We start from the raw sequence: 17,371 nt of genomic DNA, 5'->3' as shown, positions 1-17,371 counted from the left end.
TTTGTCAGGCTGTTCGCTTGATGCGAGCTTGATTAACGCTCGTTCTGTTATTGGCGACAATCCAGAATCTAATCCAAATTTGAAAATGCAACGGGCAAATCCCGATTTTATTGCCGGCGAGGTTGTGACCACAGGGAATGGCGTGGTCATTCAGGGAACTTTTGGAGAGGTTTCTGAAAAGAAGACTCTCTCAAATGGTGTTGAATTTGAAGGGGCGTTTTATGAGTAAAGTCCTAGCGACAAAGCGCCTGGTTATGATAGGGATGCTGCTGTTCTCGCTCGGTCTTTTTGCTCAATCTCACAAAGGGATTAGCTTTCAAGGAGTTATTAAGTTACCGACGGGAGAATATCCAACCCGCGCGGGGCTTTCTGTGAATGCCCGAATTCTTTCACCCAATGGTTGTATTTTGCGTGAAGAGCAGTTTGATGGGGTTAATATCTCCAATGGTTACGTCAACCTGGCCATCGGCACGGGATCCGTGGGAGGACATAATCCCGGATTGTCGATGAAGAAGGTGATGGATAATTCAGGCACTGTGACAGGCTTAACTTGTTTAAATGCCGATGGTTCTGTGAATGGAAGTGTGACAGAGTTTGATCCCAACACGACCAATGGTTCCAGAAAACTTCGTGTAAGCCTTACGATTGATTCCATTCCGATTGTGGCCGACTTCAATATGCGCTCGATGGCCTTTGCGGTGAATGCCGAAAGCTTGGAAGGAAAATCTAAGTCGGATTTCATTCAAACTTCCAGCGCCGTGACACAAGCGCGCCTTGAGGACTTCTTAAGCGCAATCACCTCCGCATCGGGGGGATCTGTAAAGTGGGATGGAACAAGCTTTGTTTCCTATGATCCCATTGGCACAGGTTCTATTCCGGATTCTGCGATCGTGAGTTTGCCTTATAGCAAGTTAACGAGTGTTCCTTCTTCACTTTCAGAAATCAGCGGTCTTTCATGTGTGAACGGAAAAATTCTAAAGAAAGTATCAGGAAGTTGGGCTTGCGCCGATGAAAGTGGAGTCGGTGTCGAAAGTGATCCGACGGTGCAAACTTTTGCAAAGAACGCCCCGGGTTCAGGTCTTGAGGTTTCAGGAGGCAACTTACAAGTAAAAATGAGTGATGTTCAAACCAATGCCAGTGGAAGTTGGGGCATTGACATCACCGGAAATGCGGCAACGGCCACGTCGGCAACCACAGCGACGAATTTCTCAGGATCTTTAGCTGGAGATGTGACGGGAACTCAAAGCGCGACGGCCGTCACTAAAATTCGTGGTAACAATGTTGCCGCCGGAGTTCCCACCGATGGTCTTTTGACCTGGAACTCCACACTCACTCGCTGGGAAGCAGTCAATCCCCCAACGTGTTCCGACGCACAAAGTTTGAAGTGGTCTGCGGTGGCAGATAGTTTTTCTTGCGTGAGTATTTCGATTACGAAATCTCAAGTCTCTGATTTCCCCACGTTGTCGACAGTGGCCACCAGCGGAAGTTATACGGATCTTTCAAATAAACCGACCTTGGCGGCTTCAGCGACGACCGACACTACGAATGCGACGAACATCACTAGTGGAACTTTGGATGCGAATCGTCTTCCCACCAGCATAACGAATGGCCTGTGGACTGAATCGGGAGGAAAGATCTATCGTAGTTCCGGCAATGTTGGCATAGGAACGACAAATCCTTCGGTTTCTTTGCAAATTGTGAATTCGCAAGATGCAGGAACTTTGACAATGATTTCCAATACGAATGCTGGGGTTTCGGCCTACGCAGGAGTTGGGTTAACTTCACAGGGTGGTAGTTCGTATATTTTTAGAACTAGCAATTCGGCGACGATCCAATCCAACGCGACTGTCATTCAGGATCAGACGGGTGTGATTGCTTTCAATACGGCCTCAGAAGCGATGCGAATTGCGAACGATGGCAACGTCGGCATAGGTACAACGAATCCTCTAGCAAAGCTGCATATCGGTGGAACCGCTGGAGTGGATGGAATTCGTTTTCCTGATGGAACTCTTCAGACCTCGGCGGCTGTTACCAGTGGAGCGAATAATTCTTTTGTTTCGGGATGGCCTGACTTTATTACTTGTAACGTGACCAATCCAAACTGGGGTCAGGTAATTTTGCCACTCTTCGTTTATAACTATAATCCTACTGGCCTTACCTACTATCGAGGACAGGTCGCCGGATCGACGACACCAATGACAGTTCTATTTACGACCTCCACCAAAACGCAAAGCTCCTACGAGACCATTGTTAGCAGCGATTGTGATGGAAAAACTATTGCGCAGCTTTATGCGGCTGGAAAGGCATTTAATATTGCCAAGGGTCCGTCGGCGCAGTGGCTACAGAATGGCACCAATGCTTACTATAACGCTGGCAACGTCGGCGTCGGCACCAATGATCCGAAAGTGGCTCTTGATGTGAATGGGGCTGTGCGTGCGGGGAGCAGTGCTACAGTTTCAACTTGCGGCTCGGGGTCAGCGAATGGTGAGGGATCCCAGCGCTATAATTACACAACTCATAGCATGGAATATTGCAATGGCACGGGCTGGGTTTCCTTAGCGGCCTCAGGTGGAAGCGGGGGCGCACCCGCAGCTAAGGTTTGGGTGAACTTTGATGGCACTAATTGTCCCGGAAATGTTTGCGTAATTCGAAGTTCCTATGGAGTGACGAGTGTAACGAAGCTCAATACAGGACGCTATCAGATTAACTTTTCATCGGTACGACCTGATGCCAACTATTCTGTGATCTTTCAGGGCAATCGGACAGAGACTGGTCCCGAGCTCACAGCAGTGAACTATGCTTTTCAGGCGTCATCGTACAATTTGACTACAACAAGTGTGCAGGTGGCATATAGCTCATCAGGCTCACAATACTCAGATCCAGCATTAGGTTTTGTGGTGGTTTTTGGAAACTGATTATGAGGCATGATTACTTTTTGATAAATTCTCAAAGTAAGACTTAATTGGTGGTTTTAGCAAACCGATAAGAAAAGTATGAAATCTGGAACGTATCTGTTTATATCATTATGGTTTTTTCTGCAGGCCGTTGCTTTTGAAAGCGCCATTGCGCAGACCCATAAAGGAATTAGCTTTCAGGGTGTCATAAAACTTCCCTCGGGGGAGTATCCCTCCCGTGCGGGTGTCACGGTCAACGCAAGCATTCTTTCTCCTAATAACTGTGTTCTTCGCGAGGAGCAGTTCGTTGGAGTGAATATTTCCAATGGCTACATTAATCTTGCCGTTGGAACCGGCCCGGCTGTGGGATATGATCCCGGGCTTTCGTTAAAGAAGATCATGGACAACTCGTCGATTGTCACCGGTTTGACGTGTTTGAATGTGGATGGGAGTATTAATGGCGGTACGACTGTTTTTGATCCATCGCTTACCAACGGTGCCAGGAAGTTACGAATCAGTCTAACCATTGACTCGATACCGATTGTTGCGGACTTTAATATGCGTTCGATGGCGTTTGCCGTGAATGCGGAAAGTCTGGATGGAAAGTCAAAAAACGAATTCATTCAAACCTCCAGCGTGTTGTCGCAGACTCGATTGGAGGAATTCTTAACCGTTATGACTTCAGCGGCGGGTGGTTCGATTAAATGGAACGGCTCTAATTTTGTTTCCTATGACCCCATCGGTGTAGATTCTATCCCGGATTCAGCGATCGTGAGTTTGCCTTACAATAAATTGACTAGTATTCCGACGCCTATTTCCGAGTTCGCAGGTTTGTCTTGTGCTAACGGAAAAATCCTAAAGAAAGTATCAGGAAGTTGGGCTTGCGCCGATGAAAGTGGAGTCGGTGTCGAAAGTGATCCGACGGTGCAAACTTTTGCAAAGAACGCCCCGGGTTCAGGTCTTGAGGTTTCAGGAGGCAACTTACAAGTAAAAATGAGTGATGTTCAAACCAATGCCAGTGGAAGTTGGGGCATTGACATCACCGGAAATGCGGCAACGGCCACGTCGGCAACCACAGCGACGAATTTCTCAGGATCTTTAGCTGGAGATGTGACGGGAACTCAAAGCGCGACGGCCGTCACTAAAATTCGTGGTAACAATGTTGCCGCCGGAGTTCCCACCGATGGTCTTTTGACCTGGAACTCCACACTCACTCGCTGGGAAGCAGTCAATCCCCCAACGTGTTCCGACGCACAAAGTTTGAAGTGGTCTGCGGTGGCAGATAGTTTTTCTTGCGTGAGTATTTCGATTACGAAATCTCAAGTGTCTGACTTTCCAACTCTGGCGACGTCTGCCACGACGGATACGACGAATGCGACAAATATCACTAGCGGAACTTTGGATGCGAATCGTCTTCCGGCCAGCATCACGAACGCTCTTTGGACAACATCTGGAGCCAATATCTATCGCAGCAGTGGAAATGTTGGTATCGGAGTCAGTACTCCCTCCGTTGCTCTTGATGTGAACGGAACAATCAGAGCCACAGAGATTTGTGACGAAAGTGGCGCTAATTGCAAAGACATCTCTACAGGTTGGTCTTCGGGGGGCAGCGCAGGAACTGCGTTGGGGGTTCTTGGTTTTAGTAAACGTAGCGATACTGGCACGTTGACATTCAACGGAACGATCCCCGCCGACAACACGATTCCTCAAGTTACAGAGGGAGATGAGGTTCTTTCCGTCACCGTGACTGTGCCAGACTCTGCCGATTACTTGTACTTTAAGATCGAACATCTTAATTATGGAGAAACATCAAATCACTCTGATGTGTTCACGATAGGTCTCTTCCGGGATGGGCAGGTTGGAACTGACGCATTGGCTGTTCATGCAGAAGAAGGCGACTACTCCAATAACGAGGGCTCTATCAATACGACATTGCGAATACCAGCCCCAGTGGCTGGAACATATACATATCGCGTTCGTGCGGGCTTCAATGGAGGTTCCTTCAATTTAAACCGAGGCTACAATAACTATACCCTTCTTTCCGGTAACATGAATCAAGCCTCAATCACAGTTCTTGCCGATGGCGCGGGAAGTGCACCTGCTTTCAACTATTGGACGTCCTCGGGCGGGGGAATTTCTTATAACGGAAATGTTGGCGTCGGAACCGCGTCGCCAGATACCAAATTGCATGTGGCTGGTGCGGTGAAGATCGCAGATGGAACTCAAGGGGCTGATAAACTATTGGTGAGTGATGCGAATGGAAGTGCCACTTGGGCAGCATTTCCAAAGTTCAGATCCGTAAGTTCCGGCAACCAGTCCGTGCCTTTAAGCATATGGACAAAAATTACTCTTAGTTCGGAAACTTTTGATACGGCAAACGCGTTTGATTCGACTAACTCAAGATTCTTTCCATCAATTCCAGGCTACTATCGACTGACAGGAACGGCACAGAATGTGGTCGCGTGTTCGGGAAGTTTCACGACATTGTTGGCGTTATATAAAAACGGCAGCAATTATGAGTATTCAGAGATCCAAACATTTGCAGGGCGTGGTTCGAGGAAGCAAGTCAGTGATCTGATCTACCTCAACGGTACCACGGATTATGTGGAACTCTATGTTTACCATGACTGTGTAGATGGCAGCAGAACCTTTCAGGGGACGCTGGGCGGGGAGAAAGCACCGTAACTGGTGGTGCTGACTAGTGCGTAGGTCCTCTGTATAGAAGTTCGTCATGATATCCCCTCCTGTTGGCGCTCATTACCCTCTAATTTGAATCTGATTCAGAGGTCGATGGCCACACTTATTGCAATTAGATGCAATGAGAGATCCTATGATAAAAAAGACGTTATTTTCTTTTATCTTACTTTCAGTTCTTGTGAACGCCTCAACGGCACGGGCCTTGTCATGTTCAAACGTCTTTGATGATCTATGGGTGGCTTCGACTCGTGTGGAAAAGAATAAGTTTGTGACCAGCCGCGAGTTGTGGGAGTACGAATCTTCACTTCATCCAGACTTTAAGGTCCGTCTGAAAAATCTTAAATCAGATCAACATTGGATTGACCTCGGAGCGGGAAAAGCCAACGCGCAGATTGATTATCTGAAATCTCTTCCCAATGAACGCGACGGAGCCCAGGCGACGGCGGTTTGCTACAAATTGGATCGCTGGTTTTCGCCGCCCAAGTTTTCTGGAAAATTAGAAATTAAAGAAGGTCTTTTTGAAAGCATGCCGACCGAGAAATGGCAAAAAGCAGACTTGATCACCGACGTCTTCGGAGTGCTTTCATACAGCCGAGATATGCATACGTCTTTGAGTAAGACCTTTGATCTTCTCAAAAAAGGTGGAGAGCTTTATATTCACATGACCAACTATTCAACTCACTTCAAAGGGAAGGCGCAGTCATTGACTTTAGAGCACTTTTTGAGAAGTATTCCGGGCATTCAGGTGGAAGGCCGTTTCGGCGATCTTAAAGTGACAAAGATGCAGGACACGATTGTGATTCCGCCCTTTAAAGTGGACACCTATAAAGACGATGCTCCACCGGTGAGAACCTATATTCTTGAGGCTGAATAGAAAATAATGAAGCTAAAGAATCCACATCAGATCCTTGAGCATTCCGAGAAGAATGATCGTAAGAAGAGTCTGCGCTCCCAGCGCATAATAAAACCATTTAGGATTTTTTTGGCTGCGTGATTTGGACAAATCTCCCCCTACCAGTTGGATCGGTTGTTTATAAATAAACATAAGGTTGGCTCACATACAATTGCCGACCTTTAATGGGAGCCGGGTGGAGGCGCAGAAAAAAGGCAGCCCCCCTAAAGTTGCAACTATATGAAATTACTAATCTTCTTCTTGCTTGAAATCGTGGTCAAAGAGGGCTACTGTCTCGATGTTTAGAAAGAATTAAATAATCTCAGTGATTACTCTGACTTAGGAGGAACTGTGGGCGCGATTACAGAGAAAAACCCTATTGGACTTAATGGAGTCGATTTTATTGAATACTCCGGTCCTGATGCTCATTACTTCGAGCAAGTTTTTAAGCGTTATGCGTTTAAAGAAGTGGGGCAAGTTCACGGCAAGAATATCAAGCTGTATCGTCAAGGGGACATCAACTATATCTTGAATTGTGAACCTCATACGTTTGCGACTGATTTCGCAAAACTGCATGGCAACTGCATTTGTGCGACCGGTTTCCGCGTGGTTGATGCAACCCATGCATTCAACGAGGCGGTCGCGCGCGGGGCTCGTCCTTACGATGGAAACGATCACCAAAAAGGCGCGACACCATTTCCTGCGATCTATGGAATCGGTGACTCGTTGATCTACTTCATGGACGACAAAAATCAAAACAAACTCTACAACGAAATCTTCCAGGTGAAACCCGAAGACCAGGCTCCTGTCGGAGTGGGCTTTTTGGCGATTGATCACTTTACGAACAATGTTCCAAAAGGTGAGATGGATAAGTGGTATGAGTTTTATACGAAAGTGTTCGCTTTCTATGAGGCGCACTACTTTGACATTCGTGGAACAAAAACCGGTCTTCTTTCAAGAGCCATGCGTTCACCTTGTGGCAAGTTCTCAGTGCCTATCAATGAGCCCACAGAGTCTAAGTCGCAAATTCAAGAGTATTTGGATGAATACAAGGGTTCAGGCATTCAACACGTGGCTTTGTTGACGAACGATATCAATGCCAGCCTTGAGAAATTAAAAAGCAGCGATATTCAATTCCTCACGCCGCCTCCGCACTCTTACTATGAGATGCTTCCGGCGCGTGTACCGAATGTGACTGAAGATATGAATCGCTTAGAGAAAAACGCGATCTTGGTGGATGGCGACGAAAAAGGTTATCTGTTGCAGATCTTCACGAAGAACACCTTTGGGCCGATCTTTTATGAGTTGATTCAACGCAAAGGTCATAACGGATTTGGAGATGGAAATTTCCAAGCTTTGTTTGATGCGATTGAGCGTGATCAAACAGAACGCGGCTACCTGTAATAAAATTTATGGAGCGTATTTGGCACCTTCCCACTCCAGAGCGAGGAACTAAGCTGTCCTCCTCGCAAGCGATGAAGCTGGCAATCAGTGAGGCCTCGAAAGGGGCCCCACGAGTCAGTCCAAATCCTATGGTGGGGGCCGTGGTGCTTGATGCTCAAGGCGGATTTCTTTCTTGCAGTTATCATGAGTTCTATGGCGGACCTCATGCGGAAGTGAATGCCCTTAAAAATTTGTCTCCCGAGGAGCTTCGCGGAGCCCATGTGTTTGTCACTCTAGAGCCTTGTGCCCACGAGGGAAAAACTCCTTCTTGTGCGAAGACCATGGCGAAATTGCCCCTGAAGAAAGTCACTTTCGGTTTGATCGATCCCAATCCATTGGTGGCCGGTCAAGGTGCAGATATTCTTCGTGCGGTTGGCATTGAGGCCGAGGTATTTTCCAGTCCCAATGCTGAAGAAGACCACGATATCAAAATCAAATTAGAAGAGGCCTGCGAAGCGTTTCTTTGGAATTTTCGCCAGAAAAAAGTTTTTGTCGCATTGAAGATGGCCTCCAGCCTTGATGGACAAGTGGCTCTGCGTTCGGGAGAAAGTCAGTGGATCACGGGCCCCGAGTCGCGAGAATATGTGCATTACTTGCGCGCTTGTTATGATGCGATTTTGGTCGGAAAGGGCACCATCGAGTTTGACAATCCCTCGTTAAATATTCGTCACCCCACGATTGAAAAGAAAAACAAGGTGATCGTCATTGATGCGGAAGCAGAGCTTCTTTCTCGCTTTTCGGATTTAAAGCTTTCCAAAGTTCATGCCTCTGCGGATTTATTCTGGTGCGTGGCCATGGACATGAAAGAGCAAGTGGACAAAACCGTGTCCCAGATGAGTTTGGCCCCCCAGATTGTTTATGTAAAAACCAATGTGGGCGGGGACTTAGATCTTCAAGATCTTTTGGCGCAACTCTATCGGCAGGGGCTTCGTTCGGTGATGGTGGAGGGGGGCGCAATGACCGCCAGCTCCTTCATTGATGACCGTCTTGTAAATCGACTTTATATGTTTCAAGCCCCTATTATCATGGGCTCTGGGGGCTCCAGATCTTGGACGGAAACAATTCGTATTTCTTCCATGAATGAAAAAATCCATGTGAAGAATCCTCGCTATCTGACTTTTGGGAATGATTTCATGATCACGGGGACCCTATAAAGTCTTCAAGTGGATTTGCTGAGAGCCTCTGGACAAAGTAGAATAGATTCACAAACTTTACTTTGCAGAGGAACCGATTCATGACCGAAGGCATTCAAAACACCACCATCAACTACCGTTGGACTCGCGCCAGTGATGGGGCTTTAGCCGGGGTCTGCAAAGGTCTAGGAGATGCTTTGGGCATTGAAACCTGGATATTGCGCGTCATTTGGATTGTCTCCGTCCTCTGGTTTGGGACTGGAATCCTCTTTTATTTGATCTTGGCAGTATGTCTGCCCCGCGTCGACAAGCTAGACCATGCTCTAGATAGAAAGCTTCTGGGAGTCTGTGCTAGAATAGCAAAGAGATATCGCATCGAGGTGGGCCTCGTAAGAACTGGTTTTGTCCTGTTAGCCCTAATAACCTTCGGTGTTGCGATACTGGGTTACGGCCTCTGTTATTTTTTGGTTCCTAAGGCCGATGAACCTGCAAGTCGCTCAAAGAGCGCAGGAGTATTTTAAGATATATGGGTGATGACAGTAGTAGGTCGATCGTAAAAACCCTCAAAAACGAATGGTCTCTTCTTTGGGATGCTTTTCAAGGCGAAGAAAACGAGACCACAAAATCCGAAGATGATGCTTTTATAAGTGGCAAGCTTGAGGTCTTGAGTCTGGATCAGATTCGAGAAATGACCAAGGCTTTGCTTGAAGATCGAAAAAAGCTCAATCAAAAGATGGAATCCCTTTCGAAAGAAATTGATTTAAACTCAGCAAAGTTGGAGAGCCTCCGCCTGGTCGGTGGGGAAGAAGACGATACATTGAAACGCATTCATGAGCTTCATGATTTGGGTCAAAGTATGGCCACGGCTCTGACGAAGTTGGATAAACAACTGCGTGAGATTCGTGACCAAGAAGATAAAATCCAAGAGGATCTGATTTCCTCTTAAGAGTTTTCCTGTGCTTGCTGGGGAACCAGCAAGTCTTCTAGAAAGAAAGCAGACAATTCAGAGCGCCCCGCAAGTCCTGACTTCGAGTAGATGGCCATGGACTGAACGCGCGCGGTTTTGTCGCTGGTCTGTCGAATCTCTGCAATTTCCTTAAGGCTTAAGCCTTTCAAAAGAAGAAACGCGACTTCCTTTTCGGCAGCGGTCAGTTGCCATTTTGAAAGCTGTTGATCGATGGCTTTGGAAAGTCCTTCCAGGTATTTCCGCGATTCGGCTCGCCACTTTTCAGCTTCGATTTTGAATTCGGAAAAATCTTTTCGTTCTTGAGCTAGTTGATGTTTAAGTTCAATGGATCCACGCAAAATAAAAAACACACCAACAAGGGCTGCCACGGCGACAGCCCCTTCAGCGAGAACGTGCCATGCAGCAACTCCCTGGCTGGAGTCCGTGACCACGTCAACACCCATCATCACGGCGATGGCAACAAGAATACTGACGATGATCATTCGCTCGCGCTGGTTCATTGAATTTCTCCGCTAGTCATTGTCGTCATCATCATCGTCGTCTTTTTCACCGGCATAGTCTTTATTGGATTCTTTCGAATTGAATCCTTCGTGTTCTTCTGATTCATTTTCACCTAGTTGCAGACTGGTTCCAAAAAAATTCAGAGTTTGTGTCTGTGAGTCATAGTTTTTCATAAGGTTGATCCAGAAGCCCGCAACTAGCGCCAAAAGCACAAGTCCTACGACAGGGCGAGCGGATTCAATAGGATTTTCCCCTGAAACCTCCTGCTTTTTGCCGTCGATCATGCTGAGTCCGATCATGTCTTTATGTTTGAGGGTATGGACAACCACGCCCACCACGTGAAGAATGGCGATGATTAAAAAGCCATTGGCAAAGAGTTCATGAATATCTTCATAGGCCTCTTTATCTCCAGTCGACATCAGGTAGCCGGTCACCGCAAGCCCCAGGGCTAGTAACATCATGGCAATGGCGGCCCAACTGGATGCAGGATTGTGTCCCAGATTGCGTTCGGAACGAGCCGTCACGAGATCTGAGAAATATTTAACCAGTTTACCGGGATTGAGGGGGAATTCAGAAAAGCGCGCATAGCGCGTACCCACAAATCCCCAAACAATGCGTAAAAGAGTTAAAAAGGCCAGAGTGAAGCCCAAAAGCATATGATATGAAAAAAGCGGAGAGTCATCATCCACTGTTTTGCCGATGAAAAAGGATCCTACAAAAAGACCGGCAAAGATCCAATGGAAGAGTCGGGTGGGAAGATCGTAAACAAGCTGATTTCTCATAACTGCTCCTTTTTAAGATGAGAGATGCTTTAAGAATCGCTCATTTATTTAAAAAGTCTATAGACCGAATGACCTATAACAAAGAAATCAATACGTTAGGGGGAATACAATTCAATCTTTCTTTTGGAAGGCTTTCCACTCACGCAGTTTACGAATGCTCTGTTGCAATACAGTTTCTAAAATCACCAGTTCCTTTTTGGTCGGCGTGTTTTGCAAAAGCATGCGACGAAGGACGGTGTACGCGTTGATTTTCTTTTGTCGCGTCAGATCGAAACCCATTTCTTCCAGCCATATTTTTAAGGAGGCATCGGGATTGATGCCCTCAATCCCTTGAGGAGCTCGACGCGTTTTTCCACCGTCCAGGAGGGTGCGTTCGCCACCCCACTGCAGGCGAAGCGAGTACATGGCAAGCAGTGTGGCTTGAGCCAGATTTAAACTCCAGTTTTCTCCAAAAGTCGGAAGACAGGCACAGAAATTGGCGTGTTCAAGGTCCTCCGCAGAAAGCCCCCAGTCTTCGGGGCCAAAAACCAAGTGAACAACATAGGAAGTTTCGCTGTGAAGTTGGAACTGAGGCGCATGATCGGCGATATCATTGAGGACATCACCAATATCACGCACTTGACGGCCTTTCCCATCGCGAGCCGTGAAACAAATCTTGATGCTTTCAGGTTCTTTTTCAAGAAACTCGTCCCACGAAGAATAGGTGACCCGATTTTGTAATCCCGTTTGTCCTGTGGCCGCCGTCTGCTGAGCCTCATAGGTGATGTCGCAGGTCGGGGCAATGAGGATAAGTTTGTCGCATCCCATATTACTCATCGCGCGAGAGGTCGCGCCGATGTTTCGTTCGTAAATCGTGCGCACCAAAACAATGCGCACTTCAAAGGGACGTCGAGGTTTCATTAAAGAGCTCCTGATAAACTCAAACCATCTTGAATAAGTTCACGGGTCTTTTCGTCGGTTTTCGCAAGACTTTCAAGATATCCTTCAAGCTGTCGTTTTAATCCAGTCTGAGGCGCACGAGCGGTGACAAGCTCTAGGGATTCTAATAACAACAACCAGTCTGTTGAGAACTCTGCGCGATGAGAATTCAACACAGACTCCAGCGACTGAACCAGGGCATCGCCTTGGACTTTGTCTTCACGAAGTTTTCTCACGGCACCGTAGTGGGCATGTTTTAAAAGTTCTTTCTCGGAATACTTGGGAGCTGGAACTCGTTTTGCGACAAAGTCCGTGGTCTCGCCATAAGCTTCTCGGTCCGCGGGTCCTCCAAAAACAGAAGTGACTGACGATCCCACAGCCATATCGAAAGTGCCCCAGTCGGGAGAGAATAGAATTCGCCCCTGATGTTCTGCTTGGGCTTCGGTCAATGTAATCAAAATAGTTTTCCCATTTTTGACCAGGCGACTTTGCACTTTTCCAGTTACGACGACACCGGAAGTGTATTCAAGGCGAGTGACCTTTCCAGGTTCGACCAGCAACGAAGTCCACTCTTCGTCAGTGAAAGTCGACGGACATTTTGCGGGATGATTTTTCAAAAAACCCACGGGAGTTCCAAAACCCTGTGCATGATAATTTTTGTTATGCCCAGGAAGTTCTTGGTCTGCACAACAAAGTTGCGAAGGTCCCTGCAAACGCAGATAAGCCACTTCGTTATTTGCTTTGATGGCTTCGACAATCTGTCCAGAAATCTGCAGACCTGAATTGAGTTCGGCACTGTTGACGGACTGCGCTTGAATCGCTTTATTCAGCCCTTGAAGGCCTCCCACGCGGAAGGCCATCTGTGCTGCCATGTCTTCCAGAACTTGGGAAAGGCTTTTAAAGTCTGCAGCGACATAAAGCTGTGGCTGAGGTTCGGTGATATCGTAGCCCATCTTGAGGCAATCCACGGTCAAAGGAATTTTTTTAACCTTGGCACTGAGGCACCACTTCGATTCGCCGACGCTGGAAAGAAGTCCCGCGCCAAAGATTTTCGGATTTTCAAGACTTCCGATCAATCCGTACTCGGCGGTCCACCAATTCATGCGTGAAAGCTCGGAAGCTTCAGAGATGTGAGAGATGGATTTTCCAACCTTTTCTAAGTTTTCTTCAGCTGCTTTGATCTCGCCGGCTGTCGAAGACGGATTTTCTTTAATATCAGAAAGTTCGCGGATGGCTTCGTAGAGATCCAAGTCTTCCTTGCTGATAATGGCTTTTTTGGCAACTTGTGCATATTGACGAAGGTATTCCGAGAACTCTGGATGAATCAGAATCGGAGCATGTCCCGCGGCTTCGTGCACGATATCCGGCGCGGGCGTGTAAAGAAGATGATCCAGTGTTCTCATGTCTGAGGCGATGGGCAGAACTCCCAAAGACTGCAATTCCATAAAGGCGGCGGGAGGGATAAAACCACTAACAGGCAACGCTCTCCATCCGAACTTTTGCAGCTTTTCGCTGACTTCTTCGATGCGCGGAATACGCTCCACATCGATGCCGGTTTTTTGCAGACCTTCGACATAACACTCGTGGGCGTGCTTAGAAAGATAGGCTTTGAGCTGGCGCAAGATATAGCGCCACACAGCTTGATCTACGGGCGTGTACTTTTCGTAGTGTTGTTCAACGACATATTTGCGAAGGTGTGGAGGTAAAAAATCCATTTTCTCTCTTGTTCTTTCTTAAAGTGAAGGATCTTCTTTGGAAAGGTAGTTTTGCACATAATCGGCAACAGCCTTTTCCAAAGGCCATTTCGCAGGACTCATTCCTGCCGCCAGCCACTTGTCTGTTTTTGCTTCTGTGTAGTACTGGTATTGACCACGAATATTCTCTGGCATTTCAAGCCAGTTGATTTTCATCTCTTTTTTCATCGCGGTAAAGACGGCGCCCGCCAAATCCAACCATGTGCGAGGTTTTCCAAAACCCATATTGTAAACCCCATTCGTCGGAGTTTTTTCCATCAACTCGGCCATCCAGCCGGTGACGTCCTTCACATAGACAAAGTCGCGCATAAATTCGCCGTCTTTGTATTTAGGATCAGCGGACTTAAACAAGCCTAAGGCCCCTTGTTCTTTGATTTGGTTGTAGGCCTTAAAGGCCACGCTTGACATCGGACCCTTGTGGTATTCATTCGGGCCGAAGACGTTAAAGAACTTAAGACCATACCAGTGCGGAGGCGTTTTGGTTTGTTTGACGGCCCAGCGATCAAAGAGAACTTTCGATTCGCCATAAAGATTCAGAGGACGCAGCTTTTCAGGATCTGTCGTGTCGTCAAAACCCAGTTCACCGGCTCCGTAGGTGGCGGCACTGGAGGCATAGATCATGGATTTTCCGTACTCTGTACACCATTCAAAAATTCTTTGTGTGTATTGAGTGTTGTTTTCCCAAAGGAATTCTTTATTGGTTTCCGTTGTTGAAGAGCAAGCCCCCATATGAATGATCCAAGAGACCTTCTTCTTTGCTTCATCACTGTCAAGGAAGGCCCAAAGTTCGTCCTTGAGAAGAAATTGGGTGATCTTTTGTTTGCGAAGAAGGTTGCGTTCACTCAGTCCGACGGAATCCACGGCGACGATATCCGTGTGGCCTTTTTGGTTTAATTCCCAGACCATCACGCTGCCAATAAAGCCATTTGCACCTGTAACAATAATCATACTGAATTCGACTCCGAGAGGGGTTTTTACGTTATATGCCTAAGAATTAAAACCTATTACAGAGCCTGGTTTTTCTCAAGGAAAGGGGGGTGGTTTTTCCTTCGCTTGGCGGCATAAAAAAGCCCCCCTGTTGAGGCCCTGTTCAACCCAGAAAAAAATACCCAAAAAGGGGCCCATAATTGAACCAATTCGATCTGAGGCGGCACGACCGTTGCTCAAGAGTGTCACCAGTTGGGAGGCGATGAGTGCTTTATTCACCGCGATTTTTCTTAGTCTCATTGTTAGTATTGGCCGTGGGGGTCAGTCTTTCTTTGTCACGTTCTCACAGTGACGCTTCCAAGGTGAAGTCCATTGAGGACTACTGGGCTGAGACGGGGCTTGGCCCAGCAGCCTTGGAAGACCTCTTGCAAGACCAAACGTGCGGCAGTTCTGAACGTTACTTCCTGGCTTGCGCCAACGCGGTTTTGAATGTGGCCAATCGTTATAACCTCAGTCTCAATACCGATGGCAAATTGATCTCTGTCCGCAAAGCGTTGTCCACTGACATGAGTTCAGAAAAAAAGCAGTTAGAGCCATGGAAGCAGTTCTTTACGAATCACACCGACAAAGCTGTTAAAATTTCCTTCCTAAATGCCTGGAAAGAGCTTGAGACCGAGCATATCAAGTCGTCGCAAAAATCCATGATGGTGGGGCTTGGTTTGAATGGATTTATCTCTGTTTTTCGCGATCCCCACACCTATCTGATGCCAGTGTCTCAGTTTAAGGAAGTGATTTCAAAAGCCGACAGTCGCTCCACGTCCTTGGGGATTACTTTGGGGATTTCTCAAGGTCAGTATGTGGTTCGCAAGGTGACTGAGGGCAGTCCGGCAAAGCTTGCAGGTATCCAAAAGGGCGATGTTCTTCTTTCGATCAATGGACACAAGACTCAAGGTCTTATGCAAGGTCGTATTTCAGAGCTTCTTAAGGGAGAAGTGGGCGATAAAAGCACTTTGATCCTTCGTCGTGATGATGAAGAGTTGAAATTCAAACTTCGCCGTACCGAAATCACCGTGGCAACGGTATCCACGCGTGTGATTGAGGGGATCAAACCCACCGCCGTGATTGGTATTAATAAATTCGCAAAAGGGGCTTGCACGAAAGTGAAGGAGTCCTTGGAACTTGTGAAGAAGTCCCATGTGCGTGGATTGCTGTTGGATTTGCGCGACAATCCAGGCGGCCAAATGGAAGAAGCGGCTTGTATCGCAAGTCTGTTCGTAGGTCCCGACAAAAAGATTTTTGAAATTCGTTATCTTGATCCTAGCAAAAAAGCAGAAGAGTACTATGGCGGAGAAGAAAAGATCTTTGCTTTGCCGATGGCGATTCTGGTGAATGGGTCCTCAGCCAGTGCTTCAGAAATCGTTGCGGGTGCTTTGCGTGATTTGAACCGCGCGGTGTTGGTGGGCGAAACGACGTTTGGTAAAGGTTCTTTCCAAGAGGGTGAATACTGGTCTCAGAACAAAAAGATCGCTTTGTTTGAAACGAAAGGTTTTTACTATCTTCCCTCAGGACGCTCTCCTCAAATGAAGGGATTGGTTCCAGATGTGGCTGTTAACTTTGACAATATCTCTGTAGGTCGCGAGTCTGACCAGTTCATGAATCCTTTGCGTGCGCCCGAAAAACAAGTTCTTTCTTTGGCAAAACATTTTTCGGCGAACGACTGTTTGGGTATGGATGAGGGGACTTCTTCGGAGGACCTTCAGCTTTCAAAAGCTCGTGAAGTTTTATTTTGTTCAAGTTCAGTGGCAAGAGCAGGGTTATGATCACAACAAGTCTATTTAAACATAAGTTTATTCCCGCAAAAAAGAAGTCTGATTTTTTAATGATCGTCCTGCATGGTCGCGGCGACAGCATTCGTCCTTTCTATTCATTTAATGATGAGCTCAATATTCCAGAGATGAACTATTTGCTCTTAAATGCGCCACGACGTTTTATGGATGGATACACCTGGTACGGAGAACCTCCTTATCAAGGAAATGGCGTTCTTAAAATTCGCGAAAAGCTTTTTGATCTTTTAAATGATCTTGAAAATCAGGGCTGGAGCAGTGAAAAGATTTTTCTTTTCGGCTTTTCGCAAGGCTGCCTTATCAGCGCGGACGTGGGTTTAAACTATCCTAAAAAGCTGGGGGGTGTGGTTGGTATCAGTGGATACTTCAACTTCTATCCTCGTTGGCGTGCGAATATCTCCCATGAAGCCAAACACACGCCGTGGTTGTTTACGCACGGACATCAAGACGACATCCTTCCTTTAGAGGAAACCAAGTACGGGGTCGATAAGTTGAAAGATGCGGGCCTTCGCGTGGATTGGGTTGAGATGGATAAAGACCATTCTCTTGAGGAAGAGGAGTATCCTCTGATCCGCCGTTGGGTGCGGGAACAACTGGCCGACTTAAAATAAGTCGGCCC

Annotated in this window: 15 protein-coding genes; 10 read left to right on the top strand and 5 right to left on the bottom strand. The window is 47.1% G+C overall.

What is annotated here, in order from left to right:
• Positions 1-79: 79 nt before the first annotated feature.
• The 8 genes from ACM64D_RS16130 to ACM64D_RS16095 all read left to right on the top strand — a co-directional run bounded on the left by ACM64D_RS16130 (position 80) and on the right by ACM64D_RS16095 (position 10,005).
• Positions 80-229: a hypothetical protein gene (locus ACM64D_RS16130; RefSeq protein ID WP_415064267.1), complete on the top strand. Its 150-nt coding sequence runs from the start codon at positions 80-82 to the stop codon at positions 227-229.
• Positions 222-2,915, top strand: a complete 2,694-nt coding sequence (locus tag ACM64D_RS16125) for a hypothetical protein (protein ID WP_415064266.1) — start codon at positions 222-224, stop codon at positions 2,913-2,915. Before ACM64D_RS16130 ends, ACM64D_RS16125 begins: the two co-directional genes overlap by 8 nt.
• A gap of 78 nt (positions 2,916-2,993) precedes the next feature.
• On the top strand, positions 2,994-5,579 hold the full coding sequence (locus ACM64D_RS16120) for a hypothetical protein (RefSeq protein ID WP_415064265.1): 2,586 nt from the start codon (positions 2,994-2,996) through the stop codon (positions 5,577-5,579).
• Between the two features lie 145 nt (positions 5,580-5,724).
• Positions 5,725-6,465 (top strand): hypothetical protein, encoded by a 741-nt coding sequence (locus tag ACM64D_RS16115; RefSeq protein WP_415064264.1) that lies wholly within the window; start codon positions 5,725-5,727, stop codon positions 6,463-6,465.
• Positions 6,466-6,834: 369 nt separating this feature from the next.
• Entirely contained in the window at positions 6,835-7,887 is a 1,053-nt protein-coding gene (hppD, locus tag ACM64D_RS16110) for a 4-hydroxyphenylpyruvate dioxygenase (protein WP_415064263.1), read from the top strand.
• 8 nt (positions 7,888-7,895) lie between these two features.
• The gene (gene ribD, locus ACM64D_RS16105) at positions 7,896-9,080 is read left to right on the top strand and encodes a bifunctional diaminohydroxyphosphoribosylaminopyrimidine deaminase/5-amino-6-(5-phosphoribosylamino)uracil reductase RibD (protein ID WP_415064262.1); all 1,185 of its coding nucleotides are present in this window, start codon (positions 7,896-7,898) and stop codon (positions 9,078-9,080) included.
• Between the two features lie 80 nt (positions 9,081-9,160).
• Positions 9,161-9,580: a PspC domain-containing protein gene (locus tag ACM64D_RS16100; RefSeq protein WP_415064261.1), complete on the top strand. Its 420-nt coding sequence runs from the start codon at positions 9,161-9,163 to the stop codon at positions 9,578-9,580.
• A 5-nt stretch (positions 9,581-9,585) separates the two neighbouring features.
• Positions 9,586-10,005, top strand: coding sequence for a hypothetical protein (locus tag ACM64D_RS16095; protein ID WP_415064260.1), 420 nt, complete (start codon positions 9,586-9,588; stop codon positions 10,003-10,005).
• Here ACM64D_RS16095 and ACM64D_RS16090 read toward each other — a convergent pair.
• The 5 genes from ACM64D_RS16090 to rfaD all read right to left on the bottom strand — a co-directional run bounded on the left by ACM64D_RS16090 (position 10,002) and on the right by rfaD (position 14,929).
• Positions 10,002-10,526 carry a helix-turn-helix transcriptional regulator gene (locus ACM64D_RS16090; RefSeq protein WP_415064259.1) on the bottom strand — a complete coding sequence of 175 codons (525 nt, stop codon included), beginning with the start codon at positions 10,524-10,526 and terminating at the stop codon, positions 10,002-10,004. The two genes, ACM64D_RS16095 and ACM64D_RS16090, sit on opposite strands and share 4 nt — an antisense overlap.
• Before the next feature lie 12 nt (positions 10,527-10,538).
• Positions 10,539-11,309, bottom strand: a complete 771-nt coding sequence (locus ACM64D_RS16085; protein ID WP_415064258.1) for a cytochrome b/b6 domain-containing protein — start codon at positions 11,307-11,309, stop codon at positions 10,539-10,541.
• 111 nt (positions 11,310-11,420) lie between these two features.
• Positions 11,421-12,209, bottom strand: coding sequence for an RNA methyltransferase (locus ACM64D_RS16080; RefSeq protein WP_415064257.1), 789 nt, complete (start codon positions 12,207-12,209; stop codon positions 11,421-11,423).
• On the bottom strand, positions 12,209-13,942 hold the full coding sequence (locus ACM64D_RS16075; RefSeq protein WP_415064256.1) for an aromatic amino acid hydroxylase: 1,734 nt from the start codon (positions 13,940-13,942) through the stop codon (positions 12,209-12,211). Before ACM64D_RS16075 ends, ACM64D_RS16080 begins: the two co-directional genes overlap by 1 nt.
• A gap of 18 nt (positions 13,943-13,960) precedes the next feature.
• The gene (gene rfaD / locus ACM64D_RS16070) at positions 13,961-14,929 is read right to left on the bottom strand and encodes an ADP-glyceromanno-heptose 6-epimerase (protein ID WP_415064255.1); all 969 of its coding nucleotides are present in this window, start codon (positions 14,927-14,929) and stop codon (positions 13,961-13,963) included.
• Between the two features lie 245 nt (positions 14,930-15,174).
• Here rfaD and ACM64D_RS16065 point away from each other — a divergent pair, with 245 nt between their 5' ends.
• On the top strand, positions 15,175-16,728 hold the full coding sequence (locus ACM64D_RS16065) for a S41 family peptidase (RefSeq protein ID WP_415064254.1): 1,554 nt from the start codon (positions 15,175-15,177) through the stop codon (positions 16,726-16,728).
• Positions 16,725-17,363 (top strand): alpha/beta hydrolase, encoded by a 639-nt coding sequence (locus tag ACM64D_RS16060; RefSeq protein ID WP_415064253.1) that lies wholly within the window; start codon positions 16,725-16,727, stop codon positions 17,361-17,363. The genes ACM64D_RS16065 and ACM64D_RS16060 overlap by 4 nt, the downstream gene beginning before the upstream one ends.
• The last annotated feature ends 8 nt before the right edge of the window (positions 17,364-17,371 follow it).

Source organism: Bdellovibrio sp. (genome assembly GCF_047637665.1).
In the GTDB taxonomy this organism is placed as follows: Bacteria; Bdellovibrionota; Bdellovibrionia; order Bdellovibrionales; family Bdellovibrionaceae; genus Bdellovibrio.
Note: the sequence above shows the minus strand (reverse complement) of the source record. Positions and strands in the feature narration are given on the sequence as shown.

What these genes read in the sequence shown, in the direction of transcription:
- ACM64D_RS16120 (WP_415064265.1), top strand. Translation starts at nt 2,994, where the DNA reads ATGAAATCTGGAACGTATCTGTTTATATCATTATGGTTTTTTCTGCAG.
- ACM64D_RS16115 (WP_415064264.1), top strand. Translation starts at nt 5,725, where the DNA reads ATGATAAAAAAGACGTTATTTTCTTTTATCTTACTTTCAGTTCTTGTG.
- ACM64D_RS16080 (WP_415064257.1), bottom strand. Translation starts at nt 12,209, where the DNA reads ATGAAACCTCGACGTCCCTTTGAAGTGCGCATTGTTTTGGTGCGCACG.
- ACM64D_RS16085 (WP_415064258.1), bottom strand. Translation starts at nt 11,309, where the DNA reads ATGAGAAATCAGCTTGTTTACGATCTTCCCACCCGACTCTTCCATTGG.
- rfaD (WP_415064255.1), bottom strand. Translation starts at nt 14,929, where the DNA reads ATGATTATTGTTACAGGTGCAAATGGCTTTATTGGCAGCGTGATGGTC.
- ACM64D_RS16100 (WP_415064261.1), top strand. Translation starts at nt 9,161, where the DNA reads ATGACCGAAGGCATTCAAAACACCACCATCAACTACCGTTGGACTCGC.
- ACM64D_RS16060 (WP_415064253.1), top strand. Translation starts at nt 16,725, where the DNA reads ATGATCACAACAAGTCTATTTAAACATAAGTTTATTCCCGCAAAAAAG.
- ACM64D_RS16075 (WP_415064256.1), bottom strand. Translation starts at nt 13,942, where the DNA reads ATGGATTTTTTACCTCCACACCTTCGCAAATATGTCGTTGAACAACAC.
- ACM64D_RS16095 (WP_415064260.1), top strand. Translation starts at nt 9,586, where the DNA reads ATGGGTGATGACAGTAGTAGGTCGATCGTAAAAACCCTCAAAAACGAA.
- ACM64D_RS16090 (WP_415064259.1), bottom strand. Translation starts at nt 10,526, where the DNA reads ATGAACCAGCGCGAGCGAATGATCATCGTCAGTATTCTTGTTGCCATC.
- ACM64D_RS16125 (WP_415064266.1), top strand. Translation starts at nt 222, where the DNA reads ATGAGTAAAGTCCTAGCGACAAAGCGCCTGGTTATGATAGGGATGCTG.
- ribD (WP_415064262.1), top strand. Translation starts at nt 7,896, where the DNA reads ATGGAGCGTATTTGGCACCTTCCCACTCCAGAGCGAGGAACTAAGCTG.